This is a genomic window from Curtobacterium sp. 320 (assembly GCF_031455235.1).
Taxonomy (GTDB): Bacteria; Actinomycetota; Actinomycetes; order Actinomycetales; family Microbacteriaceae; genus Curtobacterium.
Genome location: NZ_JAVDSI010000006.1, coordinates 78443 through 104728 on the forward strand (window position 1 = coordinate 78443; position 26286 = coordinate 104728).

Sequence of the window (26286 nt, forward strand, 5' to 3'; positions counted from 1 at the left end):
CGGCGACGTCGCGAACACGCGCAGAACCCCTCAACAGGTCACCACCAGCGAATCCGCCCCCATGACGGCACTGTGCAACCACACAGAACGCTACGGAGCATCCCTCACCACTGCTCCCCCACTACAGGGGGTAGAAAGTTCCGCGTCCGAACCGATAGGGCTCCGGCCCTACCGGATCACGAGGTCGTCGAGCCGAGCACGAGTGTCCGTGATCCGGACACCGCTCCTCGTGGCGGACCCGTTGAAGCCGTCCGCGCTGGAGTACACGGCGGGACCGTCGACGTAGACCTTGATCTTCGCGCCGTCGGCCCTGACCCGCACGGTCGAGCCGGGCTTGACCTCGCGGCTCAGCGCCTTACCGATCTGGATGAACCGCCCGTTGACCCGCTTGTAGACCTTCGCGTTGCCCGTGCCCGACCCGTGGACGTCGAGCACGAAGTAGTCCTTGGCGCTGCTCAGTCGCCACACCGGCCCCGCACCCTTCGCGGAGATCGCGGTCATGGTGAGGCTGATGTCGACCGCAGCTTTCTTCGTGTCGACGGTGGCCGCGGATTCACGAACGGCTCCGCTGCTGGCTCGGTAGGCACGGCCACCAGAGATGCCGTACTTCACTCCGCCGACCGTGGAGTAGGACCGGCCGTGCAGGTCCTTGCCGAGTCCGGTGACCATGTCGGGCCGGTTGAACGAGTCGTAGCGAACCGCCGGCGCCGGCGTCAGGACGTTCTGCCCCTCACGGAGCCGCACCCCGCTCAGTGCTGAGGTGATCGTCTCCGTGATGTGCGCCTGCCCGACGTCGTTCGGGTGCTGCCCGTCGGGCCCGATCATCGTCGCCTTGTTCCATCCGGTGAAGGCATCGGCGATGATGACCGATCCGTCCTTCGGGTACGCCGCGACGACGCTGCGGAGGTAGCGGTTGTACCGGACGACGTCAGCGTCGGTCGGGGGTGACGGGTACCACGCGTAGCCCTTCGTCGTCGACGGCGTGTCGAGCACGATGACGATCGTGGGTGGGAACGGCCCGGTTCCCCGCACCCAGTCGATGAAGCCCCGGACGTTCGCCTTGAACGTGGCCTCGGGGACGTGGCGGCCGACGTCGTTCTGGTTCCCGAGGTACGAGACGACCCCGTAGTCGCCGCGGTTCCACGTCGAGCGCGCGCGGTCGAGTATCTGCGCCGTCGAGGCCCCGCTGATGGTCTCGTTCGACCAGAGCGTCGGATCCGCGCCGAGGCTCGTCCGGACCATGGACGGGTACATCCGGCTCGGCACCGAATCGGAACCGAGTTGGACCTGTCCGAACGAGTGACCGTACGCGGCGTACCGCACGCCACGCAGCGCGTCGTTGCCGGGCGACGGAGCGGCCTGCACACCGCTCGGTAGGAGCGCACCGATGACCGCGAGGACGGCAGTGGCCGCCGTCATCACGGCAGAGCGGTGGCCTCGGGTCGTGCGCATGTTCGTCCCCCTCCGGACGCCCCATGCGCCGCGACAGATACGGGCGCATCGATCGCACCCGCGCCCACGCTAGGGCAGAAACAAGCTCACCTTCTGCTCCCCGTTCGCGTGACACGCAGAGGAACGGGGCAACGCACCGCCTAGAGATGACGACCGGACCGGACCGTTCGGTCGGGCGAGCGCTACTGGCCCCGGGCTGCGAGCCACTCGTGGAACGTCGGGCCGACCACCTCGACGTCTCCCGCGGGCAGGAGCGCTCCGTCCCGGAACGCCCGGCCCGTGCGGCCCGGGATCAGCATCGGGACGGGCGCCACGCCCGGATGCGGCAGCGCCGTCGTCATCGCCCACAGGGACGTCGTCTCGGGCCCGGCGACCTCCACGACCGGCGCGGACCGCCGGCCCGTCGCGACCTCGGCCACCACCGTCGCCACCGCTTCGAGCGACACCGGGGCGATGGTCATCCGCGGCACGAGCGCGATCGGCCCGACGCGCAACCGCTCGAGGTTCTGCGCGGCGAACTCGAACCACTGGGCCGAACGGACGATCGTGGCGCCCCGGCCCGCCGCTCCCGCTGCCTGCTCCTGTGCGGTCTTGCCGGCGAAGTACCCGTAGCCCTGCACCTCGGACCTGGTGCAGTTGAGGATGGACAGCAGCACGTGTCGCGCCCCGGACCGTTCGGCCGCCGCGCCGACCACCGCCGTCGAGCGCGTGAAGAAGTCCGTCGCACGCCGCCGACTCGTCGTGAACCGCCCGGTCGCCTCGACGATGACCTCCGGCCGGACCGACGCCAGCCGATCGACCGCGTCGTCCGCGAGCACGTCGAACCCCGATGACCGGGACAACCTCGTGACCGAGCAGCCGTGTGCCCCCAGCGCTGCCTCGATCGCGACTCCGGAGATCCCGCCTCCGACCACTGCAACCCGCATCCTGCCCCCTTCGGCTCTACATCCGTAGAGAACACTACGATGGTAGAGGCGAGAGGGGAAGAGCATGGGGCGACGCGAGGACCTGGCGGACGCGGGAGTACGGCTCACTGCTCGCGGTGGGGTCCGAGCCCTGACGCACCGGGCAGTCGACACCGAGGCCGGCGTGCCCGCCGGGTCGACGTCGTACTACGCGTCGACGCGGCGCGAACTGACCGCGCTCGTCGTCGCGCGCATCACGGAGCAGCTGTCGACGGAGCTGGGCGCGTTGCGTCTCCCCGAGCCGCTCGACGACGCGACGGTCGTCGAGGTCGCCGCCACGTTCCTCCAGGGCCTCGCAGAGCGGGCGGAGGCGCAAGCCGCTCGCCTGGCCCTCCTCCTGGAGCTCCGGGACGACGAAGCGCTCCGCGCACCCCTCACCGGCGCCGACCCGGTGCGCGCCGCGCTGCTCGCCACGGCGGAGGACCTGCTCGTCCGCATCGGCGTCGACCACCCCCGGCGATCCGCGGTCGACCTCGTCGGACTCGTCGATGCACTGCTGCTCTACCGCGTCGCGGGGGTCGCGCCCGTGGACGACCGAGCGGTGCTCGGCGCGTACCTCGCAGGGCTCCCGCGCAACTGAACGCCCCCTCACCGACTCGCAGCTGCACCGGGCGATCGGCGGGTCCACCCCCTGCCAGGATGAGCGCCGTGGGGAGACGTCGGCTCGTGCTCGGAGGGGTGGTCGCCGCCGTGCTCGTGGCGGCCGGCACGGCGACGGTGGTGTCGGTGACGCACGCGCAGACGTTGGCCGCGCGACTCCCGCCCGCGAGCGCGTCCTCCGAACAGGTCCTCCGCGTCTACCTCCGGGCCGCGAAGGCCCACGACTGTGCTGTCACCGAGGCCCTCACCGACGACAGCGGCGGTCCGGACGCGGCCTGGTGCGGCGGACGCACCCCGTCCTCGTGGTTCGACGACCACCCCGACCTGCTCGGCTACCGGCACATCGGGGCGGTCTCGCGACTGAGCGCGAAGGAGACGGGCCGATCCGCGGAGGAGTGCATCCCGGTCGACGTCACCGAGACGAACATGACGGGCGCCGAACCGGGCGACCTCCCCGGGTGGGGGTTCTGCTTCCGCCACACGCCGGCCGGCTGGCGCCTGACCGACGAAGGCTACGGCTGACCCGACGACGTCGCCGGTTCCCGAGAGCCTCAGTCGGGGCGGACCGGTCCCGCCGCGAGATCGCCCACCACGGTCGTCCACGGTCGCGCGGTCCACGACGTCACGAGTCCCCCGGTCACGTACGGGTCCGTCGCCGCGAACGCCCGCGCACGCTCGAGCGCGTCGTCGCCGACGAAGACGATCAGCGCGGTGAACGGTCCGGTGCCCTCGCCGACCGCACCGCCGAGGAGCAGCTCGCCGCGCTCCGCCGCAGCCCAGGCCGCCCGGAGGTGCTGCTGGCGGAACGCATCTCGGCGCTCGAGGTAGTCGTCGACGTAGGTGTACTCGAGTACGGCGTGCATGGTCCTGCTCCGATCCGGTCGTGCGCGGGACCCACGGCCCCGCTGACACGAGTGTGGCAGGACCGGCGGGTCCGGTCAGCCCGCCGGCGGCACGATCTGCTCGAGCAACCGCAGCACCCGCTCGCCGTCGACCGCGTCGGGGTCGAGCAGCCACTGCACCTGCAGTCCGTCCGACGCCGCGATGCTCAGGGACGCCAGGTCGACGGGGTCCAGGTCGGCCCGGATCCGCCCGGACGCCTGGTCCGCCTCGATCAACTCCGCCAGGTCCGCCCGCAGCCGGGTGAACCGTTCCCGCATGAACTCCCGCGTGGCGGGGTGCCCCTCCTGCACGGCATCGGCCGCCAGGGTCGTGTACAGCTGCACCAGCCCCGGGACCGCGCGATTCCGCGAGGCGCTCTCCCGCATGTCCCCGATCGCGGACTTCATCCGGTCCGGTGCCCCCTGCTCGCGGACCTCGTGCTCGCGGTAGACCGCGAGCAGCAGTTCGTCGCGGCTCGGGAAGTAGTGCCGCAGCGCCGCGTGGGTGATCCCGAGGGCGTCCGCGACGGATCGCAGCGAGGACGCGTCGACACCCTGCTCGGCGACCATGCGGATCGTCTCGTCGAGGATCTGCGTCCGTCGTTCGGCACCCTTGCGGTAGCCGCGTCGCGGCAGGGCCGCGTCGTCGTCGGCAGGGTGCGTCATGCGCCCAACTTACCGCTGGAAGGTTTTTTCCGGGAGGCGCGGCTCGGCGCCGCTACGGACCGCCCGGTTCAGGAGTCGTACGGCTCCGCGTCGCCGTCCGGGTCGACCGTGTACTCGTCGACGGGAGCGTGCGCGCCACCGACGAGGGCCTCGGTGATCTGGACGAGGCAGCGTGCGAGGACGTCGTTCTCCTCGGAGGACAGGTGGTCCATCACCTCGACCACGGCTTCGTGGAAGCGTGCGTAGGACGCGTCGATCTTCTTCGCCGCCTGCACCGTGGGCTCGAGCACCTGTGCCCGACGGTCGGTGGGGTGCGGGGCGCGGACGAGGTCGCCCTTCTCGACGAGCCCGTCGACGATCTTCGTCACCGACGCGTTCGAGACGTTGAGCATGACGGCGAGGTCCTTCGGGCCCATGGCCCGGCCGTCCCGGTGCGCCTGGAGCATGTACCGGACGGCGAGGAACTCGTTCTTGGTGAGACCGCTCTCCGACCGTGCCTGTTCGAGCTGCTGTTCCTCGGCGTGCTGCAGGCGGAGGAGCGCGTCCACGGCGCCCTTCGCGGCGCGCGACCGGGGTTCCCGGGCGTAGAGGTGCATGTGCTCGCGGCGGACGACGGTCAACGGCATCTGGTCGGGTGTGCTCTCTGCCTGGTGCGGATCGGGGGTGCGGGGCCTACGCCGCCGGGACCGAGAAGAAGTCGGCGTAGGACGGTTCGGAGCGACCGGACAGGAGCGACGGGTCCTGGATGCGGCGCTCGACGTAGGCGTCGATGATCGCGGGGTCGGTCAGACCGACGCGCGTGTGGGTGCCGCCGAGCCGTGCCTGTCGCGGCATCCCGGTGTACGTGCTGTGCATTGCGATACCGCCCCTCGTCGTCGTTGCTGTCCCCATCGGACGCCCGAAGTCTTTCACAACGTGAACGATCAGCAAAACGAACAATTCGTGTTCTGTACGGTTCACGCACTGAACAGTCAGCCCAGCCGAACTACATCTCTGTCATTCACCGTCGCCGGGGATCCCCGGCTCCGAGGGGATTCCGAGCGTTCTTTTGGCACTCGCCAGGCTTGAGTGCTAAAACATGTCGCAGTTGAGTCGAGGGGACTCAACACCAGACACGAAGGAGTTGACACCGATGACGATGAACTTCGATCCGTTCCGCGAGCTGGACCGTCTCGCCGGCTCCCTCCTCGGCACCGCGGGCCCCCGCTCGATGCCGATGGACCTCTACCGCACGGGTGACCACTACGTCCTCGACGTCGACCTGCCCGGCATCGACCCGGGTTCCGTCGACATCGACGTGGACGGCTCGGTCCTGACCATCCGCGCCGAGCGCACCCTCGGCGCTCCCGAGGGCTCGCAGTGGCTCACCCGAGAGCGCCAGCCGGGCACGTACGTCCGTCAGCTGACGCTCGGCGACGGCCTCGACGCCGAGCGCATCACGGCCGGCTACGACAACGGCGTCCTGAGCGTCACGATCCCCGTGAAGGAGTCGGCGAAGCCGCGCAAGATCGCCGTCACGACGGGTGGCGGACGCGAGCAGCTCGCCGTCGGCAGCGGGGAGTAGGAGCGGCAGCCGTGTTCGACCTCGTCAACGCCCTGGCCGCGCTCGCCGCCGTGACGGTCGCGCTCGCGCTGTCCAGTCTCGACCGACGGACCGCGGTCCTGCTCGGGGCGACGGGTGGCCTCGCGGGGAACTTCCTGACGTGGCTGGCCGTCCCGTCGCTCTGGGACCGGTGGGCCGTGGTGCCGTGGGTCGCCGCCGTCGCCGGCACCGTCCTGCTCATCGCGGGGTGGAGCGCCGTCCGGGCGTACTCGGGCCTGTTCGAGCCGCCGCGTGCGGACGAGACCGACACCGGCGCGCTCCTGACGGTCGGCGGGAGCGGCCACCGCAGCTGATCGAACCGACGACGCCTCGGGCTCGGTGCACGACGTGTGCCGAGCCCGAGGCGTTCCGGGCGTAGCGTGACGGCGTGGACCTCGAACTCAAGAACCGTGTCGCGCTCGTCGTCGGAGGGAAGGGGTACATCGGCGCCGCCGTCGCCGATCGACTCCGGGCCGAGGGTGCGACCGCCGTCGTGGCCTCGCGGAGCGCCGGCGACTCCCCCGACAGCGTCGCGATCGACACCGCCGACCAGGCCTCCGTCGACGCCGGAGTCGCGCGGGTGCTCGAGCAGCACGGCCACATCGACGCCCTCGTCGTGACCGCGGCCCCGAGCGCCGGCACCCTCGACCCGGCGAAGAAGTCCGACCCCGAGCAGGTCCTCACCGCGATCGACGGCAAGGCACTCGGGTTCCTCCGTGTCGCCAACGCGGTGCTGCCGGCCCAGCGCGAGGCCGGGTTCGGACGCGTCGTCGTGATCAGCGGACAGAACGCCTACCTGTCGGGCAACATCACCGCATCGCTCCGCAACACCGCGGTGAGCGTCATCGCGAAGAACCTCGCCGACGAGGCCGCCGGCTCCGGCGTCACGGTGAACGTCGTCAACCCGGGGCTGGTGACGGACACCCCCAGCACCGAGGTCCGCCCCGGCCGCCCCGGCGACTCGAGCCCGCAGCAGATCGCGGACCTCGTCGCGTTCCTCGCGTCGCCGCTGTCGGTGGTGTCCGGTGAGTCGATCTCGATCGCCCACCGCGTGCTGGGCCAGATCACCATCTGACCGACGGGCGGGTCCGACAGATCGGTGCGGCCTGCGGGCCAGGAGGCGCGGTGCGGGCCCGACCCGCGCCTCCTGGCCGCCACCCGGCACCACCCGCACGGAGCGACGTCCGTCGTGCGTCAGCAGGGTTGGTCCTTCCGGGGGATGCGTAGACATCTGATGTTCTACATTCTGAATGGATGCAGACGTTCCGTTTCCGGCTCACCGGCGCCGCACTGGCGGCGACCGCAGCCCTCGTGATCTTGACCGGGTGCGCCACCGACCCCACCGATCCTGACCACCGCGCCGACGGGTCGACGACGTCGATCCGTTCAGCTGCTGACGAGTCGTTCGGTGTCGGCGGACAGGTGGTCACGGCGGAGGACGGTCACATCGCCGACAGTGCGCCGATCACGGTCCTCGCCGACACCCCGGCGATCGCGAACCTCGATGCCGACCTCCGCGACGCGGTGACCCGCGCCAGCGAGGCCGCGGCGAACGAGGGCATCGAGGTCCTGGTCAACTCCGGGTGGCGCTCGAAGCGCTACCAGCAGGCCCTGCTCGACCAGGGCGTGGAGGAACACGGATCGCTCGCCGAGGCACGCCGGTGGGTGAACACCCCGCAACGGTCGACGCACGTGGTCGGTCGCGCGGTCGACCTCGGGGCGATCGACGACGTGGTCTGGATGCAGGAGAACGGCCGCGAGTTCGGGCTGTGCCAGACGTACGAGAACGAGTCCTGGCACTACGAGCTGTCGACGACGACCGGTGGCGAGTGCCCGGAGATGCTCGCGGACAGCAGTGCCGGGTGAACGTCGGTTCAGCCGAGGGGATGAAGCGGTTCAGCCGTGCGCCCGATGCCCGGCGCGCGCCGCTCGGCGAGGCTCGGAGCATGGAGTCCTCGACGAAGCACACGATCGCCACCCTGCTGGTCTGCGCCGCGATCGTCACGGTCACGGCCACCGCCCTCATCGCGATGTCGCCGGTCCCGTGACCGGCGGACGACGCCCCCGTGCGATGATCGTGCCGTGACGGAACGGCGCACGTTCATCCGGCCGCTCGCCACCCGCTCGATCATCATCGACGTGGCATGGGCGGTCTTCGCGGCGTTCGTCTTCCTGCTCCCGATCGACCTCGAGCTCGAACACGCGAGCTTCTTCGCGGTCCTCGCCGCGGCCGGGGCGATCGCGCTCCGACGGGTCTCGCCGTCCGCGGCGATGACCATGGTCGTCGTCCTCGGCATCGTCCAGGTCGGCGGCGGCGAGCGGCCGTCGCTCGTCGACGTCGCCATCTTCGTGGTCATCGGCACGGCGGCGGTCGTCGGCACGCGCGGTGAGGTCATCGTGTCCGGCCTGCTGGCGTTCGTTGCCGGCATCAGCGCGACGCTCTACCTCGCACTCACCGGCTTCCGGTTCCTCGTCCTCATCAACGGCCCGCGCGACCAGGCGTTCCTGGCGATGGCCGCACCGGTGACGGCGCTCCTCGGGGTCTGGGCGGGCGGGGTCGCCGTTCGGGCCTTCCGTTCGCGGGACCGCGAGTCCGAACGCCGGGCGGACGCCGAGGCCGCGGCGTCCCGAGCCGAGGCCGTCGCCACCGAGGCCGAGGCCACCGCCACCCGGGCCATCGACGTCGCCGAGTCCGAGCGTATCCGCGCGGACATCGCCCGCGACGTGCACGACGTGGTCGGCCACTCCCTCGCCGTGATCATCGCGCAGGCCGACTCGGTGCCGTTCCTCGCCGACGAGGCCCGCATCCGCGAGGTGAGCGCCACGATCGCGAGCACTGCCCGGAGCTCTCTCGTCGAGGTCCGCCAGGTCCTCGGGCACATCGACGGCTCCGGCGCCTCGACCGACCCGGGGTCGCTCGAGGAGATCGTGCAGGGCATCCGCGAGGCCGGGGTCGACGTCGACCAGGCCGTCCGCGGGGTCCCGGTGGTGCTCGGCCCGGAGAGCGGGACCGCCGCCCGCCGGGTGCTGCAGGAGATGCTCACGAACGCGCTCCGACACGGTGCCCCCGGGATGCCGGTGACGGTGCGGGAGACGTGGCGGTCGGCCGACCTGGTGCTCGAGGTCGAGAACCTCGTCCCGACCGCCGGCACCGTCGGGACGGCCGCGCCCGGCGCCGGCACCGTCGGGACCGGCCCGGTCGCCGTCCCGCCGGTGAGCACCCGCGGGTCCGGCCGTGGCCTCGCCGGCATGCAGTCCCGGCTCACCGCACTCGGCGGGTCCTTCGACGCCGCCGTCCTCGACGACGTGTTCGCCGCACGTGCCCGCATCCCGTTCGACGTCCTTGGGGGGACCAACCGATGACCGATCCGATCCGCATCCTGCTCACCGACGACCAGGCACTGTTCCGAGCCGGCCTCCGCGTCGTGCTCGACGCCCAGGACGACATGGTCGTCGTCGGCGAGGCGTCCGACGGTGCCGAGGCCCTGGCGCGCATCCCCGAGCTGCGACCGGACGTGATGCTCCTCGACATGCGGATGTCGGGCATGGACGGGGTCGAGACCGTCCGGCAGCTGTTCTCCGGCGCGGTCGAGGGGCCGCTCCCCCGCGTGGTCGTGCTGACGACGTTCGGCCTCGACCCCGCTGCCGCCACCGCGATCCGCCTCGGCGCGAGCGGGTTCCTGCTGAAGGACACCACGCCGCCGTTCCTGTTCGCGGCCGTCCGGGCGGTGCACGAGGGGAGCTCGGTGATCGCGCCGAACGACCTCTCGCAGCTGTTCGGCGCCGACGTCGAGCGCGCGCCGGCTCCGCAGCCCGAGGCGTTCCAGTCGCTGACGGACCGGGAGCGCATCGTGTTCGGCTGGGCCTCGCGCGGATTGTCGAACGCGGAGATCGCGGCGAAGGAGTTCGTCACGGAGTCCACGGTGAAGACGCAGATCTCGAGCATCCTCGGGAAGCTCGCGCTGCGGGACCGGGTGCAGCTCGTGGTCTACGCGCACGACCACGGGCTGGCGGGCGCTCGCGACGCCTGAGCGGCAGGACGGCTCAGCGCCCGTCGAGCGCCGCCACCTCGTCGAGGATCGTGGCGATCGCCGCCGGGTCGTGCGCGAACCGCCCCAGGAACAGGCCGCCGATCCGCCCCTGCCCGCGGGTGAGCAGCCCCGGCCCGGCACTGCCGCCGTAGATCACGACCGACCCGGCGAGTTCCGGCCGCGTGGCCAGGTGCTCCTCGATCCCCGCGAGCACCCCCACGACGTGCTCGTCGGGCGCCGGTGCCGGGGCACCGATGGCCCACACCGGCTCGTACGCCACGACGAGCGGCCCCGCCAGTCCGTCCGCGACCGCCGTCGAGACGGCCCGGTCGAGCTGCGCGGTCACCTCGGCGACGGTCTCCGCTCGGGAGGCGCGACTCGCCTCCCCGACGCAGACCAGCGGCCGCAGGTGGTTGCGGAAGGCGGCGTGCACCTTCCCCGCGACCTCGTCGTCCGTCTCGTGGAACAGGGAGCGCCGTTCGGCGTGGCCGATCTCGACGAGGTCGACGCCGATCTCGCGCAGCTCCGCACCCGTGACCTCGCCGGTGTACGCCCCCGCGTCGGCCCACGACAGGTCCTGGGCGCCGAGCAGCACGCTAGCACCGGCGTCGGTCAGGATGCGGCGGACGGGGACGAGCGCCGGGAACGTCGGCACCACGAAGAGCGACGCGGCACCGGACGTCACCGCGGGGTGCCGCCGGGCGACTTCCGCGACCTCGGCCGCCCACGACAGGGTCCGGGCGTGCGAGAAGTACGTCTTGAGCGACACCCCGATGGTGATCACAGCGCGACGGCCTCCACGATCAGCGCGAAGGACGCCGCTCCCGGGTCGACCGTCCCGACGGCGTGCTCGGCGTGGGTCCTCGCCCGGCCCTTCCTCGGCAGCAGCTCGGCGGTGCCCTGCGCAGCGTCCTGCGCGGCGGACACCGCCGCACGCCAGGCATCGGCGAGCGCCGCATCGTCGTCGACCCGCGAACGGAGGGCCTCGCGGAACGGGACGAGCGCGTCCACCATCGTCTTGTCCCCGGGCACCGCGCCGAAGGCGAGGACCGCCTCGGTCGCCGCACCGACGGCCTCGACGACGTCCGCACCCGTCGGACGCGAGTCGTCCCCGAGCACGCGACCCAGTGCCTCCAGGGCCGCGCCCCAGATCGCACCGGATGTGCCACCGGCCTTGTCGGACCAGGCGTCGCCGGCGATCCGCAGCACACTGCCCGCACCGGCTCCACGCGCGACGGCGTCGGACGCGGCCTCGGCAGCGGCGTGCGATCCCCGCTGCATGCCGATGCCGTGGTCCCCGTCGCCGGCCACCGCGTCGATGCGGCCGAGTTCGTCGGCGTGCTCGTCGATGACCGAGCGGACCGCGGCGAAGCCGGCGGCGACCTGGACGGCGACGGCCCGGGAGTCCTCGCTGGCCGGGCCGACCTCGTCGGGTGCCGCGTCGGCCGCCACCACGGAGGGTGCGACACGCTCCGCGGGGACGGCACCGCCCTTGCGGTACGCGGGGGTGTCGGCCGAGGCGGCCCAGAGCTCCTCGAGCTCCGCGTCCAGCCAGAACAGCGTCAGTGAGACGCCGGCCATGTCGAAGCTCGTGACGAGCTCCCCGACCTCGGGCTCGACGATGACGACGCCCGCGTCGACGAGCCGGCGTTGCACCGAGCGGTAGACGACGAACAGTTCCTCGTACTTGACGCTCCCGAGCCCGTTGAGGATCGGGACGACGCGGGAGCCGGCGGCGGTGACCCCCGCCGGCAGTTCGTCGAGCAACCGGTCGACGAGCAGCGCGGCGAGTCCGTCGGCGCTCGGGACGTCGGTCTCGTCGATGCCGCGTTCGCCGTGGATGCCCATGCCGATCGCCATGCGGCCCTCGGGGACGGTGAACAGGGGTTCCTCGGCGCCGGGCAGCGAGCAGCCGGAGAACGCGACGCCGAAGCTGCGTGTGCGGTCGTTCGCCCGCTCCGCGATCGTCGTGACCGCGTCGAGGTCGTCACCACGCTCGGCGGCGGCTCCGGCGACCTTGAACACGCAGAGGTCCCCCGCGATCCCGCGCCGTTCGTGCGCGCGATCGGCGGGTGCGCTCACCACGTCGTCGGTGACCCGCACCGTGCGGACGCTGATCCCAGAGGCCTCGAGCGCGCGTGCGGCCGCGTCGAAGTTGAGGACGTCGCCGGCGTAGTTGCCGTAGCTCAGCAGCACCCCGCCGCCGTGCTCGGAGGCCGTCGCCACCGACGTGACCTGCTGGGCGCTCGGGCTGGCGAACAGGTTCCCCATCGCCGCACCGGCCGCGAGCCCGTGCCCGACGAGTCCGCCGAACGCCGGGTAGTGCCCGGATCCGCCGCCGATCACGAGCGCGACCGTGCCGTCCGGCGACGTGGTCGACCGGGCGACCCCGCCGTGGACCTTCCGGACCCACCGCTCGTTCGCGGCGACGAACCCGTCGGTCGACTCGTCGGCGAAGTCTGCCGGGTCGTTGAAGAGCCGGGTCATCGCTCGTCCCCCTGGGTGCGCACGTGCGTCGTGTCGAGCAGCTCGTCCGCCTTCGCGCCACGGAAGTACTTCGTGCAGAAGATCATCACCGCGGCCACGAACGCCAGGACCCCGAGCGACACGATGCCGAACGCTCCGCTGTCCGTGGGCACCACGTCGTTGATCGCCGTGCGCATGATCGGCGCCACGAACCCGCCGAGGTTGCCGAGCGAGTTGATGAGCCCGATGCCCGCGGCCGCTGCGGCCCCGGTCAGGAAGGCCGTCGGGTACGCCCACGTGATCGGTCCCACTGCGAGGAAGCTCGCGACCGCCAGCGTGATGAACAGGATGCCGAGGATCGGCTGCCCGTTCGCGCCGGCCCAGGCGGACCCGAGGATCGACAGGCCGGTGGTGATGTAGAACCAGGTGCCCCAGCGTCGACGACGCCCGACGGTGTCCGCCCGCGAACCGACGAGGTAGCAGGCGACGAGCCCGACGAGCCACGGGATCGCCGCGACGAGTCCGACCTGCCAGCCGACGTCCTGCCCGAGCAGCGACGAGACCTGCTGCGGCAGGTAGAACGTCGTGCCGTACACGGCGACCTGCAGGCAGAAGTAGATGATCGTGAAGTACCAGACGCGGCCGCTGGCCAGCGCCTTCCAGATGCCCGTCGGGCCGTCCTCGCTGCGGGCGGTGTCCTCGCGGGCCATCGCTGCCGTGAGCGAGTCCTTCTCCCCCGGCTCGAGCCACTTCGCCTGCTGCGGACTGTTCGTCAGGAACACCAGGGCCGCGATGCCGGCCAGGACCGCGAGGAGTCCCTCACCCGCGAACATCACCTGCCAGCCGTGGAACGGGGTGGCCTGGTCGCCGAAGCTGATCAGTCCGCCGGACAGCGGTGCGCCGATCATCTGCGAGAACGGCTGCGCCAGGTAGAAGATCGCGAACATCCGCACGCGGACCTTGTTCGGGAACCACTCGGACAGGTACATGATCACGCCGGGGAAGAGCCCCGCCTCGGTCACGCCGAGGATGAAGCGCAGGATGATGAACATCGTGTCGTTCGTCGTGAACGAGAACAGCGCGGCGACGATGCCCCACGTGATCGCGATGCGGGCGAGCCAGAAGCGTGCACCCAGGCGCTTGAGCAGCAGGTTCGACGGGATCTCGAAGATCGCGTAGCCGATGAAGAAGATGCCGGCACCGAGCGCGAAGGCGGCGTCGGAGATGCCGCGGTCGACGCTCAGGGCCTCCTCGGCGAACCCGACGTTGGTGCGGTCGAGGAACGCGACGAAGTACAGGATGACGAGCATCGGCATGAGGTGCTTCGTCGCCTTGCCGATCGCCGACTTCAAGGCCGGGTCGTGCGTGGACCCGAGCGCGGGGGCAGGGGGAAGTGACACGGGTTCGCTCCTTTGCGAGCACGGTGCGGTGGTTGGGAGGGGACGGTGCGGTGGGTTGGGAGGGGACGGTGGACCCGTCAGTGCATGTACAGGCCGCCGTCGACGTTCAGCGTCTGGCCCGTGACGAACCCGGCGTCCTCGCTGATGAGGTAGGCGATCGCGGCGGCGATGTCCCTCGGGGTGCCGATCCGCGGCAGCACGCCGTCGGCGGCCATCGCGGTCTTGCGCTCCTCGGTCAGGGTGCCGCCCATGATGTCGGTGTCGATCGGACCGGGGGCGATCGCGTTGACGGTGACGCCCTGCGGCCCGAGCTCGCGGGCGAGGCCACGGGTCAGACCGATCACGCCGGCCTTCGCGACCGTGTACGGGGTCTTGCTGAACGTGCCGCCGCCGCGCTGGGCGGAGACCGACGACAGGTTCACGATGCGGCCGTAGCCGTTCCGCACCATCGACTCCGCCGCCCGCAGGCTCGCGAAGTGCACGCCGTCGAGGTTGATCGACAGCACGCGGTGCCACTCCCCCTCCGGGAGGTCGAGGTACGCGTGCGCCGAGGACACCCCGGCGAGGTTGACCAGGGCGACGATCGGGTCGAGCTCGGCCTCGATCGTGTCGAAGGCGGCCCGGACGGCGGTCTCGTCGGCGACGTTCGCGCCCACGCCGACGGCCCGGACGCCGTGCTGCTCGCGGATCTCGGTGGCGACCGCCGCGCTGGCGTCCTGGTCGAGGTCGATGATGCCGATGTCCCACCCGGCCTCGGCGAGGTGGTGGGCGGTGGCGCGGCCGATCCCCCGGGGCGATGCGGCCCCGGTCAGGACGGCGGTGCGGTGCTGCTGTTCGTTGTCCATGGTGTTCCGCCTCAGTGGATCGGGGCCGGGCCGAGCTCGTCGAGGAGCTTCTGCATCGCGACGTAGGCCTTGTTGCGGTAGGCGACGAGTTCCGGCGTGCGGTCGGCGGGCACCTCGAGGTACCCGGCACCCGACTTCGTGCCGAGCTCGCCCGCATCGACGTGCTGCTGCAGGGACGGCGGGGTCGCGAAGCGCTCGGGCCAGCGGGTCTGCAGCGACTCGAAGCAGAACGCGTACACGTCGAGTCCGGCCATGTCGGCGATCGCGAACGGGCCGAAGAACGGCAGGCGGAAGCCGAACGTGGTCCGCACGATGGTGTCGATGTCGTCGGGGGTCGCGATGCCCTCGTCGGCGATCTTCGTGGCTTCCTCGAACAGTGCGTACTGCAGGCGGTTCAGCACGAACCCGGTCGAGTCCTTCACCCGCGCGGACTGCTTGCCCGTGGCCGCGACGACGGCCTCGCCGACCGTGATCGCGTGCTCGTTCGTCGTCGGGTGCGGGATGAGCTCGACGCCGGGGATGAACGGCGCCGGGTTCGAGAAGTGCACGCCGAGGAACCGCTCCGGACCCACGACGGCCTCGGCCAGCGACTCGATGAGGATCGTCGACGTGTTCGAGCCGATGACGGCGTCCGGGCGGGCGGCCTCGCTGATGCGCCGGAGCGTCGCGTGCTTGATCTCGAGCTTCTCGGGGACGGCCTCCTCGATGAAGTCGGCCGAGGCGACCGCTTCCTCGATCGAGGCGGCGGCGCTGAGGTGGGCCTCCACCCGCGACACGGCATCAGCGGGGAACAGCCCGTCCGCGACGAACTGCTCCGTCTCGGTGATGAGCCGGGCGCGGTTGGACGCGGCGATCTCCGCCGAGACGTCGGCGATCCGGACGGTGTGACCGGCGAGGGCGAGGACCTGGGCGATCCCGCCGCCCATGTAGCCGGATCCGACGACGGCGATGTCGAGGGTGCTCATCGGGTGACTCCTTGCTTCGTCGCCCCGACCACCGAGGTGGCGAGGACGGAACGGATGTACTGCTGGTTGGTGGCGCAGACGCCGAGGCTGTCCCCGCCGTACTGCTCGGTCATGACGATCCCGCGGAAGCCGTCGACGACCGCGTCGCGCAGGACCTGGCGGTAGTTGATGAGTCCGGCCTCCATCGTGCTCGGCGCGCTCGTCGCCCAGCTTCCGTCGCCGGCCTCGTCCCGCGTGTAGTTCTTCACGTGGAGGTAGTTCGTGTACGGCAGGGTCTTCGCGAACAGCTCCTTCCAGTCCTCGACCGGACGGTGGAGGCGGATGAGGTTCGCGACGTCGGCGTTCAGTCCGACGTTGTCGAGGCCGATCTCCTCGACGAGTCGGACGGCGCTATCCGCCGTGCCGAGGTAGGTGTCCTCGTACAGCTCCAGCGCCATCGGGAGTCCGACGCTCGCGGCGTGCTCGCCGAGCTCACGCAGACGGGACACGGCGGCGGCACGGACCTCCGCGTCGTCCGGGTCCTTCGGGCCCTGCGCGGTCCAGAACCAGAGCGCCTTCCGCTGGGCCTCGTTGAACGGCTGGTGGAGCCCCGTCGAGAACACCTGCATGCCCCACTCGGCCGCCGCATCGATCGTGCGGTGGGCGTAGGCGAGGTTGTCCTCCTCGTGCCCGGGCTGGACTACGCTCTTGCGCTGCAGGTGCACCGACGGGATGCCGACGCCGTGAGCCTTCGCGATCGCGAACAGCTCGTCGCGGCGGGACCGTTCGAGGTCGGCGGGCCGGATGTGGCTGTCGGCGAGTTCGGCGAGCGAGAACCCGACGGCCTCGATCTGCGCGAACACGTCGTCCCACACGGCCGGGTCCGCGTCGTGGAAGGCGACGCCGTCCCGCGTGACCGGCGGGAACCCGTGCAGACACGTCGCGATCGGCCAGGTGTCGGCCGTCCAGCTGCTGGAGTCCCAGTCTTGGTCGACCCAGTCCTGCGGTGTGCTCACGGGATGCTCCTTCGCATGTCGGGGTTCATCGTCGAACCTCTTTCCTATAGGAAAGATACTCCGTCGTCGGAGATTCGCAACCGATCGGACCAAACCCCTCGTCCGGGGGGCTCCGAAGGAGGGCGGGCACGGAGGATCAGGACGCCCGTCCCGTTGACCCGAACCTCGGGACGGGCGTCCGCCCGGGCCGGATCAGGCGGTGTGCGACGCGTCCGCTCGCGACCGGAGCCGCACGGCGTCGATGTGGTGCCGCATCGCCGCGACCGCCGATGCGGGGTCCTCGGCCAGTGCGTCGAGGACGGCGCGGTGCTCCTGCACGGCACGGTCGGTGTCGTCGCCACCACCCTCGACGATCTGCCGCATCCGGTGGACGCGGGTCGTGATGATCTCGGACATCTCCTCGAGGAACGGGTTGCGCGTCGCGTCGAAGACGACCTGGTGGAACTGCCAGTCGGCACGGAAGAACCGCGCCATCAGCTCCTCGGACGCCGCACCCGCACCGATCGCGGCGATCTCCTCGGCCACGGCCGCCTGCTCGGCGAGCGCCGTCGCCAACCGTGACCGCAGGGCGGGGACGTCGCCGCACGCAGCCAGCTCGACGGCCCCCGACTCCACGATGAGTCGGGCGTCGAAGAGGGCCTCGAGCTGGTCGCCGGCGAGCGGCGGGGACACCCGGTACCCCTTGTTGGCCTCACGCGTGACGAGCCCGGTGCGTTCGAGCTGCACGAGCGCCTCGCGCACCGGGGTCGGCGAGACGCCGAGGGAGCGGGCCAGTCCGTCGATCGACAGGCGCATGCCCGGTTCGACGTCGTGCCCCATCAGGACCTCGAGCACCCGGTCGTAGACGCGGTCGCGCAGCCCGAGCTGTGTGATGCGCTCGGTCCCGAAGCCCGGCATCGTGGTCGACATGCATCGATCCTAGAGAATCCAGGATCACGGGCGCCTCGCCCCGGTCCGGATCAGTAGAGCGCGTCGATGCCGATCAGGTCGCCGAGGCCGAGGGTCCGCTGGCCGGTCTCGCACGTCGTCGACGCGGGCTTCATCACGAGGCCGCTCGTCGCCGCGGTGTGCCCGAGGCCGTACGCGTGCCCCCACTCGTGCGTGGCGACCCCGCGCAGGTCGAAGCGCTTCCCCGAGCAGGTCGACGCGGCGGACCAGTCGACCGACGTCGAGTACCGCTGATCGGCCTCGACCGCGACGCCCGAGCGCGACCAGACGCAGGTCACCGCGAGGGTCCCGGCGCGCAGCGATCCCCACCCGACCATGTTCGAGCCGTCGGACGCGCCGCAGCCACCGGTGGCGGTGACGCCCATCGCGCGCTTCCGGCTGCCGAGGGGCGTGTCGTCCGCCGTCGACTTGACCGTCCGGCCGCACGCCGACGTGGTCCCGGTCCAGGCGTCGGCACCGGCGCCGATGGCTGCTGCGCCGGACACCTTCTGGTTGTTCGGGTTGTAACTCCACTCGACGGTGTTGGCCCAGCGGAACCCGAGCTTCGTGTACGCCGTCGCGGAGCAGCTGGACGACTTGCCCGTGGCCGCCGTCGACGATGCCGCTCCGCCCGTGGCCCGGAGTCCGGAACCGCCCGGGAGCGTCCGGTGCGCGAGGGCGGCACGCTCCTGGCGGATGGCTGCCGGCGCCCCGGACCACTGGTCGTGCACGAGGACCGCGACGCCCGCGCGGCCGGTGTTCGTCACCGACACGTCCTCGTCGTCGGCACTGCCCGCTGCGCCGACCGGCATCGCGGAGACCGTCGTCCCGACCGGCGGCACCCGGAACTGCCGACCGTCCGGCAGCACGACTGTGCCGGACGACACGGCACACCCCGACGACAGCGCGGCGACGGTGATCCGGTCCCCGCGGCAGGACGGTGCGGCATCGGCGTGCGGGACGCCGACCGACGTGGTGACGACCGCGGCGAGCGCGATCCCGAGCACGACCGCCCCTGCGGTCACGGTGGACATCCGCACGTTGTCGACCCTCCTGGTCCCCTGTACCGGCAGCCCCCTGCCGGGCGCAGTCAGTGTGCGGAACGGGCTGCGGTGCGGTCAACCCCCCGAACTGGCCGTGCACGACGACCGAGGTCGTGCGCACCCCGCGCGACGATCGCGATCAGGGCACCTGCACGAACCGGAGTGCACCGCTCTCCCGCAGCCGGAACCCGAGGCGCTGGTACAGACGGATCGCCCCGGTGTTGCCGGCGGCGGCGTGCAGGAGCGGTGCTTCGTCCCGCGCCCGGATGCCGTGCACCACGTCGAGCACCAGCCGCCGTCCGAGCCCCTGCCCGCGGAACGCGGCGTCCGTGCACACCGCGCTGATCTCGGTCCAGCCCGGCGGGTGCAGGCGCTCCCCGGCCATCGCGACGAGGCGGCCCTCGCGCCGGATGCCGACGTAGCGCCCGAGCTCGATCGTGCGGGGCAGGAACGGCCCGGGCTTCGTGCGGGCGACGAGCTCGAGGATCTCAGGGACGTCGTCGGGAGTGAGTTCCACGGCTTCGGCGTCGGCCTCCCCCTCGACGTCCTCGCCGGTGAGCTGCACCCCACGCATGCCCTCGGCCGCGGGCCAGCCGTCCGGGACCGTCGCCGAGGTCCCGACACGGACCACGGCCCCGGGTCCGAGGAGCGCGCGCACGTCCTCCCAGTCCGCGGCAGTCGGTCGCTCCGGGATCCCGGTCCAGACCGACACGTCGGGCAGGTACCTCGCGATGTCGCCGCGACGCTCGGCGAACCGGGCGTGCTCGCCGTTCAGGGACGCGAGCGCGGGGTTGTCGAGCAGCCGGGTCGGGGTGCCGTCGTCGGCGATCGTGAGGTCGAGCGTCCGCACCGCCGCGCCGCGGGGGTCGCCGCCGCGGAAGCCGAGGTCCTCGAGGCGACGCCGGTCCCCGTCCTCCCAGCCGGCCGTGTCCGCGACGACGACGGCGGCGTAGGTGTTGCGGGCGTGGTCGACGACGGCCTCGACGTCCGTCGCGGTGGTCAGGACGACCGCTCCGGGTCGGGTCAGGTCGGTCGTCGGGGCATCGGTCGTCATGGGTCCATCCTGCGACGCCGGGGACACCGACCGCACATCGTTGCACCGCGTGACGCGGCGCCCCGGGGCCGGCGGCCGACGGCCGGCGGCCGGCGGCCGGCGGCCGGCGGCCGGCGCTACGCCAGCCGCGCCGCTACGAACGCCACCATCCGCCGCACGAGCTCCGCGCGCGACGTGGCCCGGCGGTACTCGTGCCCCTCGCCCGCGAGCTCGAGGTACTCCACGTCGTGCGACCTCGCCGTGAGCGCCTCGACCACCTGGTGCGCCTCACCGATCGGCACGTTGGTGTCGAGCTCGCCGTGCACGACGAGCAGCGGCGCGGTGAGGTCGTCGATCGCTCGCATCGGCGACAGCGAGTCGAGCAGCGCGGCGTCGTCCACGGGGTGCCCGTACTTCGTCGCGGCCGCCGAGGCGATCCACGGCTCGGTGTCCCGGTAGAAGGTCGCGAAGTCGCTCATCCCGCACACGGCGACCCCGGCCGCGAAGACGTCCGGGGTGAAGGCCAGGGACGCGAGCGTCGCGTACCCGCCGTACGAGCGGCCCTCGACAGCGACGCGGGAGCGGTCCGCGTACCCGTTCGACACGAGGAACCGCGCGCAGTCCACGACGTCGGCGAGCGCGTTCCAGCGCAGCCCGAGGTCGTCCGCGTGCACGAAGTCGCGCCCGTACCCGCTGGACCCGCGGATGTTCGGCGCGAACACGGTGATGCCCGCGGCGGCGAGCGCCTGGTGCTGCGGGGAGAAGGTGGGTCGCTCCTGCGACTCCGGTCCGCCGTGCAGGTGGACGAGCGCTGCGCGCGGCTCGGGAGGCACGGCACCGACGTCGGGACCACCGCCGGTCGACGGCGTGGCCGGCTCCACCGCCCGGTACAGCCAGCCGGTGATCTCCAGTCCGTCGCGCGCCGCGAAGCGCTCGAGCGTCGGCTCGACCAGCGGCACCTCCGGCAGCCCGGGGACGCCGGTGACCCGGCTCCACGTCAGCGCGTTCGTGTCGAGGCGCCAGAGCTCCCGGGGCCGCAGGGGTCCCTCGACGGCGAGGAGCACACTGCGCCCGTCGCGGCTGAGGACCGGGTCGGTGACGACGTACCCGGGCAGGTCCGGCACGGGCGTCCGCGAGGCGTCGTGCGTGTTGATGAGGTCGAGTTCGCTCCGGCCGTCGACGTTCCAGACGAGCAGCAGGGTCCGGCCGGCGTCGTCGGCGTCGAGGTACTCCAGTTCGGCGTCGTCGCGCTCGGTGATCCGCCGGGGTGCGCCGCGCCAGCCGTGCGGGCCGACCGGCTGGGCGACGAGCCCGCGGCGGGGCAGCCCAGCCTCGGTGGCGACGTAGGCGACGAGCGGACTGGTCTCGCTCGCGGGTGCCGGCCGGAGGAAGGCGATCTCCGCCGAGCCGTCCGGCGAGTCGGCGAGCAGCGCGTGGCTCTCGTCGGTGAGCCGGTCGACGACCACGACGAACTCGTGGCCGCGCTGCCCGTCCCGGAGCACGACGAGGCGCTCCTCGACGCTGAGGTCGAGGATGTGGATGAGCTCCCCCACCGCGAGGTCGTCGCGGTCGCCGGAGACGGGGTCGACGAGGTACGAGCGGGCGGGCTGGTCGGCCTCGGTGGACGGCAGGGTGATGACGACCCGGTGGCCGCTGCGGCTCCACGGCCCGAGTTCGGCGTGCTGGTACCGCGACCCGGCGATCTGCGCGGCGTCGGTGCCGTCGGGTCGGACCACCCAGACCTGCTGCTTCACGCCGCCGTCGGTCGCGATGGCCACGGCGAGCCACTCCCCGTCGGAGGACCACGTCACCCGGATCACGGGGTCGTCGGACAGCCGGATCCGCACGGGCTCGGGTGCTTCGTCGCCGACGACGACGTCCTGCACGAAGACCTCGGGGGTGCCGTGCCGGTCGCTCACGAACGCGACGCGGCGGGCGTTCCGCGTCATGGTGGGCCCCCACGATCCCCACGCCGCGACGAGGCGCTCGCCCAGGTCGGCCGCCTGCCGGGCGCGTGCCGACGGCTCGAGGTGGGTCGCGCCTCCTGGCCGCACGGCGGGCCCGCTCACCGCACCCCCTGCTGCTGCAGCCACATCTCGATCAGGCCGAGCTGCCAGAGCGCGTTCGCGCCGATCTCGGTCCGCGTGCTGTTCGGGTCCTGGAGCATCCGCTCGACCGTACCCGGATCGAAGAGCCCGCGCTCCCGCGCCTCCGGGGCGTGCAGCGCCTGCCGGACGCGCTCGAGGTACGGACCCTCGAGCTGCCGGATCGCCGGCACCGGGAAGTACCCCTTCGTCCGGTCGATGACGGCGTCGGGGACGATGCCGCGGGCCGCGCGCTTCATGACGCCCTTGCCGCCGTCCGCGAGCTTGAGCTCGGGTGGGATCGCGCCGGCGAACTCGACGAACTCGTGGTCGAGGAACGGCACGCGGGCCTCGAGTCCCCACGCCATCGTCATGTTGTCGACGCGCTTCACCGGGTCGTCGACGAGCATCGTCATCGTGTCGCTGCGGAGCGCGGCGTCGACGCTGGTCTCGGCGCCCGGCACGGCGAACGCGGCGTCCACGAACGCCGAGGGCGTGTCGTCGTCGCTCCGCCAGCGTTCCCCGAGCAGGGGTTGGAGTGCCGGCCACCGGCGGTCCATGAACACCGAGCGGTAGACCTCGGCGGCCTGATCCCGCGGGACGGACGCGAGCGGCGGGTACCAGCTGTAACCGCCGAGCACCTCGTCCGCACCCTGCCCGGACTGCACGACCTTGACGTGCTGCGACACCTCTTCCGAGAGCAGGTAGAAGGCGACGCAGTCGTGGCTGACCATCGGCTCGCTCATCGCGCCGATCGCGCCGTCGATGCCGTCGAGCAGGCGGGACGAGGGGATGCGGATGCGGTGGTGGTCGGTGCCGAAGTGGCGCGCGACCTCGTCGGAGTACTCGAACTCGTCGCCGGACTCGCCACCGGCCGACTCGAAGCCGATGCTGAACGTGGCGAGGTCCTGCTGCCCGGCCTCGGCGAGCAGTGCCACGACCAGCGAGGAGTCGATCCCGCCCGAGAGCAGCACGCCGACCGGCACGTCGGCGACCATGCGGCGCTCGACCGCGGTGCGGAGCTTCGCGGTGAAGGCCTCCTGCCAGTCCTGGTCGGTCCAGTCGGCCTTGTCCGGGTCGCGCTCGAAGCGGGGCTCCCAGTACGTCTCGTCCCGGGAGGTCCCGTCGCGCTCGATGACCCGGACGGTCGCGGGCGGCAGCTTGCCGACGCCGGACAGGATCGTGCGGGGCGCCGGGACGATGGAGTGGAAGGTCATGTACGACGCGAAGGCGACCGGGTCGATGCTCGTGTCGACGCCACCACCGGCCAGGACAGCGGGCAGTGAGCTCGCGAACCGCACCCCGCCGGGGACCTCGGCGACGTAGAGCGGCTTGATGCCGAGCCGGTCGCGGGCGAGCACGAGCCGGCCGCTGGCGTGCTCCCAGATGGCGATCGCGAACATCCCGACCAGGTGGTCGACGAACCGGGTGCCCCACTCGGCGTAGGCGGCGAGGATGACCTCGGTGTCCGAGGTCGAGAAGAACTCGTGGCCACGGCCGCGCAGCTCGTCGCGGAGCTGTCGGTAGTTGTAGACCATGCCGTTGTAGGCGATGGTCAGTCCGGCACGGGGGTGCACCATCGGCTGCGCGCCCGCGGTGGACAGGTCGACGATCGACAGCCGTCGGTGCCCGAGCGCGACCGGTCCGCGTGCCCACAGCCCGTCGCCGTCGGGGCCGCGGTGCACGAGGCAGCCCGTCATCCGCGCCACGGCCGCGACGTCCGGCGCCGTCCCGTCGAACCGGAGTTCTCCCGCGAGTCCGCACATCAGCTGTCCCCTGCCGTTCCGGTGATCCAGGTGTCCTTGGCGCCGCCGCCGCGCGAGGAGTTCACGACCATGCTCCCCTCCGGCGCGACCCGCGTGAGCGCGACGTCGGCGAGGTGGGTGTCGTCCGGCCCCGTGCCCGTGACGTAGACGAAGGCACGCAGGTCGACGTGCCGGGGGTCGAGGCCGGCCGGGCCGATGGTCGGGTGCGACGACAGCTGCACGACCTCCTGCCCGACCCAGCGGTCGGGGTCCGCAGCGATCGCCCGGCGCCGCTCGGCGACCTCGGGAGCGCTCGCGCTCGGACCGATCAGGACGTCCCGACCGCCCTCGCCGTCGACGGGCTTCGTCACGAGCTCGCCGACGCGGTCGAGCACCGAGAGCCGTTCGCCCTCGATGCTGGTCCGGTACGTGGGGACCGAGTCGAGCAGCGGCTTCTCGTCGAGGTAGTACCAGATGAGGTCCGGCACGCTGACGTACATCGCCTTGTCGTCGACGAGCGCGTTGCCCGGCGCGTTCGCCAGGTGCACACCGCCGGCCTCGGCGACGTCGAGGATGCGCGCGCCGAGGTCCGGTGCGTGCTCCGCCGCGAGCGCGCTGACGTCGCGGTCGATGCGCAGGTACAGCCCGTGCAGCACGTCACCCGTCCGCGCCTCGACGACGTGTCCGTCGCGGACGTCCAGGTCCGAGCCGGCCAGGAGGCGCAACCCGGCCCCGTCGGCCAGCCTGCGGTGCTCGAACCACGCGCCGGCGGCGGGGCCGTCGCTGATCAGCGCGATCACCGGGTCCGGTTCGCCGGTCACGGCGGTCGCGTTCGTGCGGAGCGTGTCGCGGAGGCGGTCGACCACCCCGTGCGGGTCGAGCAGGTGCTCCGGCCGTGGGGCGTCAGGCACCACCTCGTCCATCAGCTCGCGGAGCGCGATGCCGTACGCGACGCCGGAGGGCGACCGGACGTTGTCCTCGAGCACGCGCCACCCGCCGAACTCGTTCCGGACCAGGTCGAACCCCATCACCGGCGCACGCACGGCGTCCTGCGGCAGCCGGGCGGCCGCCGGGTCCCACCCGTTGGCCCCGACGAACTGGCGCTCGTCCATCGCGCCGTCCGCCACGATCCGCCGGCGCCCGTAGGCGTCGCGGAGGAACAGCTCGATCGCGCGGGCGCGCTGCCCGAGGCCGGCGGCGAGCTGGCGCCACTCGTAGGCGCTGACGGTCCGCGGGACGAGGTCGCAGCCGAACGCCTGGACGCCGCCGTCGACCACGAAGCCGACCTCGTGCTCGCGGGTCCAGGTGTCGCGGGCGGCGCAGCGTTCGATGGTGGTCTCGGCGTCCCACCCGCGGAAGAACACCGCGAGGTCGCGGAACGCGGGGCGGGGCCGGGCTCCCGGTCCGACGGCCTCGTCACCGGCGCGGACGCGGTACGACGGCAGCGTCACGGTCGGGTGCTCGGTGCGGCCGGAGGGCGTCCCGGCGGTGTCCTCGACGACCGAGGCCACGACGTCGTCGAGCTCGCCGCGCTCGGCGTACGCGGTGCGCTGCCGGTCCGTGGAGTTCCCGCGGGCGAGGGTGTCCTCGACGAGCTCCGCCACCGTGCCCCAGTCGCCGAGCTCCTCGAGCTCCGGACGGAGCCGTGAGACGAGCTGGCGGACGGCGGTCTCGGCGGGCAGCCGCTCCGGGTGCTGCCCGAGCCCGAGCAGTTCGCCGGTCAGGCCACCGCGGGCGGCCTGCCACATCGCCGCCCGGTGCAGGGGCTCGCTGCGCGGTCGCCACTCGGCACCGGACTCGACCGCCTTCTCCGCCTTGCGGACGGCGGCGCGGAACAACCCGGCGATGAGCACGGCGTCGTCCACGATCGGCGTCGCGTCGCACACCCGGAGCTCGAGCGTCGGGGCGTGCGAGGACGGCCGCACGTCGAAGTACGCCATCTTCTTGTCGGCGATCACCCCGGACGCGATGAGGTCGTCGAGCATCGCGTCGTACTCGGCGGCGTCCTTGACGCGCCCGAAGCTGCCCGCCGAGGGCCACCGCTGCCAGATGATGCTGCGGAACGACGAGTAGCCGGTGTCCTGCCCGTTCCAGAACGGACTCGAGGCACTGAGCGCCAGCAGCACCGGCAGCGCCGGGGCCACCCGCTGGGCGATCTGCACCGCCAGGTCGCGGTCGCTCACGCCGACGTGCACCTGCAGGCCGCAGATGAGCTGTTCGTCGACGAGCATCCGGTACTGCTCCTGCATGCGGCCGTACCGTCCACCGGAGGTCAGCTCGAAGTCGGCGTACTCCGACCGCGGCGCGGTGCCGGCAGCCGCGATCGTGACCCCGGCGGGGGCGATCGCGGCGCTCAGCTCGCTGCGCAGGTCGACGATCACCCGTCTCAGGTCGTCGAGGGTGCGCACCACGGGGGTGTTCGTCTCGATGGTCGTGCGCTGGAGTTCAGCGCCGAACCGGTCGGCGGGCAGTTTGGGCAGAAGGCGCGGGGCCTTCGCGGAAAGTCGTCCGGAATCGAGGTCGATGAGGTGCAGTTCTTCCTCGGCGCCGAGCGTCAGCTCTGCACTCATGGGCCGAACCTATCGCCGCACCTTGTGGAAGGCCCC

Annotated in this window: 27 protein-coding genes; 9 read left to right on the forward strand and 18 right to left on the reverse strand. The window is 72.1% G+C overall.

From position 1 onward, the window contains the following. Positions 1–168: 168 nt before the first annotated feature. The gene (locus J2X60_RS09830; protein ID WP_309887249.1) at positions 169–1452 is read right to left on the reverse strand and encodes an SGNH/GDSL hydrolase family protein; all 1284 of its coding nucleotides are present in this window, start codon (positions 1450–1452) and stop codon (positions 169–171) included. A 182-nt stretch (positions 1453–1634) separates the two neighbouring features. Next, a complete protein-coding gene (locus tag J2X60_RS09835) occupies positions 1635–2378 on the reverse strand; it encodes a hypothetical protein (RefSeq protein WP_309887250.1) in 744 nt (247 codons plus the stop codon). A gap of 64 nt (positions 2379–2442) precedes the next feature. Between J2X60_RS09835 and J2X60_RS09840 the strand changes: the two genes are divergently transcribed. Both J2X60_RS09840 and J2X60_RS09845 read left to right on the forward strand, forming a co-directional pair. After that, a complete protein-coding gene (locus J2X60_RS09840; RefSeq protein ID WP_309887251.1) occupies positions 2443–2997 on the forward strand; it encodes a hypothetical protein in 555 nt (184 codons plus the stop codon). 68 nt (positions 2998–3065) lie between these two features. Then, on the forward strand, positions 3066–3539 hold the full coding sequence (locus J2X60_RS09845; RefSeq protein ID WP_309887252.1) for a hypothetical protein: 474 nt from the start codon (positions 3066–3068) through the stop codon (positions 3537–3539). Between the two features lie 29 nt (positions 3540–3568). Here J2X60_RS09845 and J2X60_RS09850 read toward each other — a convergent pair whose 3' ends face one another. From J2X60_RS09850 to J2X60_RS09865, 4 genes are all read right to left on the reverse strand, one after another. Beyond that, complete coding sequence (locus J2X60_RS09850) at positions 3569–3880, reverse strand: YciI-like protein (RefSeq protein ID WP_309887253.1); 312 nt, start codon at positions 3878–3880, stop codon at positions 3569–3571. 75 nt (positions 3881–3955) lie between these two features. Beyond that, complete coding sequence (locus J2X60_RS09855) at positions 3956–4564, reverse strand: TetR/AcrR family transcriptional regulator (protein WP_071294276.1); 609 nt, start codon at positions 4562–4564, stop codon at positions 3956–3958. A 68-nt stretch (positions 4565–4632) separates the two neighbouring features. Continuing rightward, entirely contained in the window at positions 4633–5190 is a 558-nt protein-coding gene (locus tag J2X60_RS09860) for a MarR family winged helix-turn-helix transcriptional regulator (protein WP_092385692.1), read from the reverse strand. 46 nt (positions 5191–5236) lie between these two features. Further along, positions 5237–5419, reverse strand: a complete 183-nt coding sequence (locus J2X60_RS09865; protein WP_070417401.1) for a hypothetical protein — start codon at positions 5417–5419, stop codon at positions 5237–5239. A 277-nt stretch (positions 5420–5696) separates the two neighbouring features. On the opposite strand from J2X60_RS09865, the gene J2X60_RS09870 reads away from it, so the two are divergent. The 7 genes from J2X60_RS09870 to J2X60_RS09900 all read left to right on the forward strand — a co-directional run bounded on the left by J2X60_RS09870 (position 5697) and on the right by J2X60_RS09900 (position 10177). Further along, entirely contained in the window at positions 5697–6128 is a 432-nt protein-coding gene (locus tag J2X60_RS09870; RefSeq protein ID WP_071294275.1) for an Hsp20/alpha crystallin family protein, read from the forward strand. An 11-nt stretch (positions 6129–6139) separates the two neighbouring features. After that, positions 6140–6460 carry a hypothetical protein gene (locus J2X60_RS09875; protein WP_309887254.1) on the forward strand — a complete coding sequence of 107 codons (321 nt, stop codon included), beginning with the start codon at positions 6140–6142 and terminating at the stop codon, positions 6458–6460. A 74-nt stretch (positions 6461–6534) separates the two neighbouring features. Beyond that, on the forward strand, positions 6535–7221 hold the full coding sequence (locus J2X60_RS09880; protein WP_309887255.1) for an SDR family oxidoreductase: 687 nt from the start codon (positions 6535–6537) through the stop codon (positions 7219–7221). A 179-nt stretch (positions 7222–7400) separates the two neighbouring features. Continuing rightward, complete coding sequence (locus J2X60_RS09885; RefSeq protein WP_309887256.1) at positions 7401–8012, forward strand: M15 family metallopeptidase; 612 nt, start codon at positions 7401–7403, stop codon at positions 8010–8012. Continuing rightward, positions 8009–8194, forward strand: a complete 186-nt coding sequence (locus J2X60_RS09890; RefSeq protein ID WP_309887257.1) for a hypothetical protein — start codon at positions 8009–8011, stop codon at positions 8192–8194. The genes J2X60_RS09885 and J2X60_RS09890 overlap by 4 nt, the downstream gene beginning before the upstream one ends. Before the next feature lie 34 nt (positions 8195–8228). Further along, a complete protein-coding gene (locus tag J2X60_RS09895) occupies positions 8229–9509 on the forward strand; it encodes a histidine kinase (RefSeq protein ID WP_309887258.1) in 1281 nt (426 codons plus the stop codon). Next, on the forward strand, positions 9506–10177 hold the full coding sequence (locus tag J2X60_RS09900; protein ID WP_070417406.1) for a response regulator transcription factor: 672 nt from the start codon (positions 9506–9508) through the stop codon (positions 10175–10177). The genes J2X60_RS09895 and J2X60_RS09900 overlap by 4 nt, the downstream gene beginning before the upstream one ends. A 13-nt stretch (positions 10178–10190) precedes the next feature. Here the strand turns inward: J2X60_RS09900 and J2X60_RS09905 are convergent, their stop codons facing one another. The 12 genes from J2X60_RS09905 to J2X60_RS09960 form a co-directional block, all read right to left on the reverse strand. Then, a complete protein-coding gene (locus J2X60_RS09905; protein ID WP_309887259.1) occupies positions 10191–10961 on the reverse strand; it encodes a triose-phosphate isomerase family protein in 771 nt (256 codons plus the stop codon). Beyond that, positions 10958–12664: a dihydroxyacetone kinase family protein gene (locus J2X60_RS09910; RefSeq protein WP_309887260.1), complete on the reverse strand. Its 1707-nt coding sequence runs from the start codon at positions 12662–12664 to the stop codon at positions 10958–10960. The genes J2X60_RS09905 and J2X60_RS09910 overlap by 4 nt, the downstream gene beginning before the upstream one ends. Next, positions 12661–14043 carry an MFS transporter gene (locus J2X60_RS09915; protein ID WP_071294269.1) on the reverse strand — a complete coding sequence of 461 codons (1383 nt, stop codon included), beginning with the start codon at positions 14041–14043 and terminating at the stop codon, positions 12661–12663. The genes J2X60_RS09910 and J2X60_RS09915 overlap by 4 nt, the downstream gene beginning before the upstream one ends. Positions 14044–14120: 77 nt before the next feature. Further along, the gene (locus J2X60_RS09920; RefSeq protein ID WP_071302253.1) at positions 14121–14888 is read right to left on the reverse strand and encodes an SDR family NAD(P)-dependent oxidoreductase; all 768 of its coding nucleotides are present in this window, start codon (positions 14886–14888) and stop codon (positions 14121–14123) included. Between the two features lie 11 nt (positions 14889–14899). Then, complete coding sequence (locus tag J2X60_RS09925) at positions 14900–15853, reverse strand: 3-hydroxyacyl-CoA dehydrogenase family protein (RefSeq protein ID WP_071294267.1); 954 nt, start codon at positions 15851–15853, stop codon at positions 14900–14902. Further along, positions 15850–16848, reverse strand: a complete 999-nt coding sequence (locus tag J2X60_RS09930; protein ID WP_309887261.1) for a TIM barrel protein — start codon at positions 16846–16848, stop codon at positions 15850–15852. The genes J2X60_RS09925 and J2X60_RS09930 overlap by 4 nt, the downstream gene beginning before the upstream one ends. A gap of 192 nt (positions 16849–17040) precedes the next feature. Next, a complete protein-coding gene (locus J2X60_RS09935; RefSeq protein WP_309887262.1) occupies positions 17041–17757 on the reverse strand; it encodes a GntR family transcriptional regulator in 717 nt (238 codons plus the stop codon). Positions 17758–17807: 50 nt separating this feature from the next. Further along, positions 17808–18809, reverse strand: a complete 1002-nt coding sequence (locus tag J2X60_RS09940) for a matrixin family metalloprotease (protein WP_309887263.1) — start codon at positions 18807–18809, stop codon at positions 17808–17810. A 148-nt stretch (positions 18810–18957) separates the two neighbouring features. After that, the gene (locus tag J2X60_RS09945) at positions 18958–19872 is read right to left on the reverse strand and encodes a GNAT family N-acetyltransferase (protein ID WP_309887264.1); all 915 of its coding nucleotides are present in this window, start codon (positions 19870–19872) and stop codon (positions 18958–18960) included. A 116-nt stretch (positions 19873–19988) separates the two neighbouring features. Further along, on the reverse strand, positions 19989–21920 hold the full coding sequence (locus J2X60_RS09950; RefSeq protein ID WP_309887265.1) for a prolyl oligopeptidase family serine peptidase: 1932 nt from the start codon (positions 21918–21920) through the stop codon (positions 19989–19991). After that, positions 21917–23701, reverse strand: a complete 1785-nt coding sequence (locus tag J2X60_RS09955) for an N-acetylglutaminylglutamine amidotransferase (protein WP_070417418.1) — start codon at positions 23699–23701, stop codon at positions 21917–21919. Before J2X60_RS09955 ends, J2X60_RS09950 begins: the two co-directional genes overlap by 4 nt. After that, entirely contained in the window at positions 23701–26250 is a 2550-nt protein-coding gene (locus tag J2X60_RS09960; protein WP_309887266.1) for a carboxylate--amine ligase/circularly permuted type 2 ATP-grasp protein, read from the reverse strand. The genes J2X60_RS09955 and J2X60_RS09960 overlap by 1 nt, the downstream gene beginning before the upstream one ends. Positions 26251–26286 lie beyond the last annotated feature (36 nt).

Coding starts and splice junctions, on each gene's coding strand:
- J2X60_RS09830 (WP_309887249.1), bottom strand. CDS start 1,452: ATGCGCACGACCCGAGGCCACCGCTCTGCCGTGATGACGGCGGCCACT.
- J2X60_RS09835 (WP_309887250.1), bottom strand. CDS start 2,378: ATGCGGGTTGCAGTGGTCGGAGGCGGGATCTCCGGAGTCGCGATCGAG.
- J2X60_RS09840 (WP_309887251.1), top strand. CDS start 2,443: ATGGGGCGACGCGAGGACCTGGCGGACGCGGGAGTACGGCTCACTGCT.
- J2X60_RS09850 (WP_309887253.1), bottom strand. CDS start 3,880: ATGCACGCCGTACTCGAGTACACCTACGTCGACGACTACCTCGAGCGC.
- J2X60_RS09855 (WP_071294276.1), bottom strand. CDS start 4,564: ATGACGCACCCTGCCGACGACGACGCGGCCCTGCCGCGACGCGGCTAC.
- J2X60_RS09860 (WP_092385692.1), bottom strand. CDS start 5,190: ATGCCGTTGACCGTCGTCCGCCGCGAGCACATGCACCTCTACGCCCGG.
- J2X60_RS09865 (WP_070417401.1), bottom strand. CDS start 5,419: ATGCACAGCACGTACACCGGGATGCCGCGACAGGCACGGCTCGGCGGC.
- J2X60_RS09870 (WP_071294275.1), top strand. CDS start 5,697: ATGACGATGAACTTCGATCCGTTCCGCGAGCTGGACCGTCTCGCCGGC.
- J2X60_RS09885 (WP_309887256.1), top strand. CDS start 7,401: ATGCAGACGTTCCGTTTCCGGCTCACCGGCGCCGCACTGGCGGCGACC.
- J2X60_RS09900 (WP_070417406.1), top strand. CDS start 9,506: ATGACCGATCCGATCCGCATCCTGCTCACCGACGACCAGGCACTGTTC.
- J2X60_RS09910 (WP_309887260.1), bottom strand. CDS start 12,664: ATGACCCGGCTCTTCAACGACCCGGCAGACTTCGCCGACGAGTCGACC.
- J2X60_RS09920 (WP_071302253.1), bottom strand. CDS start 14,888: ATGGACAACGAACAGCAGCACCGCACCGCCGTCCTGACCGGGGCCGCA.
- J2X60_RS09925 (WP_071294267.1), bottom strand. CDS start 15,853: ATGAGCACCCTCGACATCGCCGTCGTCGGATCCGGCTACATGGGCGGC.
- J2X60_RS09935 (WP_309887262.1), bottom strand. CDS start 17,757: ATGTCGACCACGATGCCGGGCTTCGGGACCGAGCGCATCACACAGCTC.
- J2X60_RS09940 (WP_309887263.1), bottom strand. CDS start 18,809: ATGTCCACCGTGACCGCAGGGGCGGTCGTGCTCGGGATCGCGCTCGCC.
- J2X60_RS09945 (WP_309887264.1), bottom strand. CDS start 19,872: ATGACGACCGATGCCCCGACGACCGACCTGACCCGACCCGGAGCGGTC.
- J2X60_RS09955 (WP_070417418.1), bottom strand. CDS start 23,701: ATGTGCGGACTCGCGGGAGAACTCCGGTTCGACGGGACGGCGCCGGAC.
- J2X60_RS09960 (WP_309887266.1), bottom strand. CDS start 26,250: ATGAGTGCAGAGCTGACGCTCGGCGCCGAGGAAGAACTGCACCTCATC.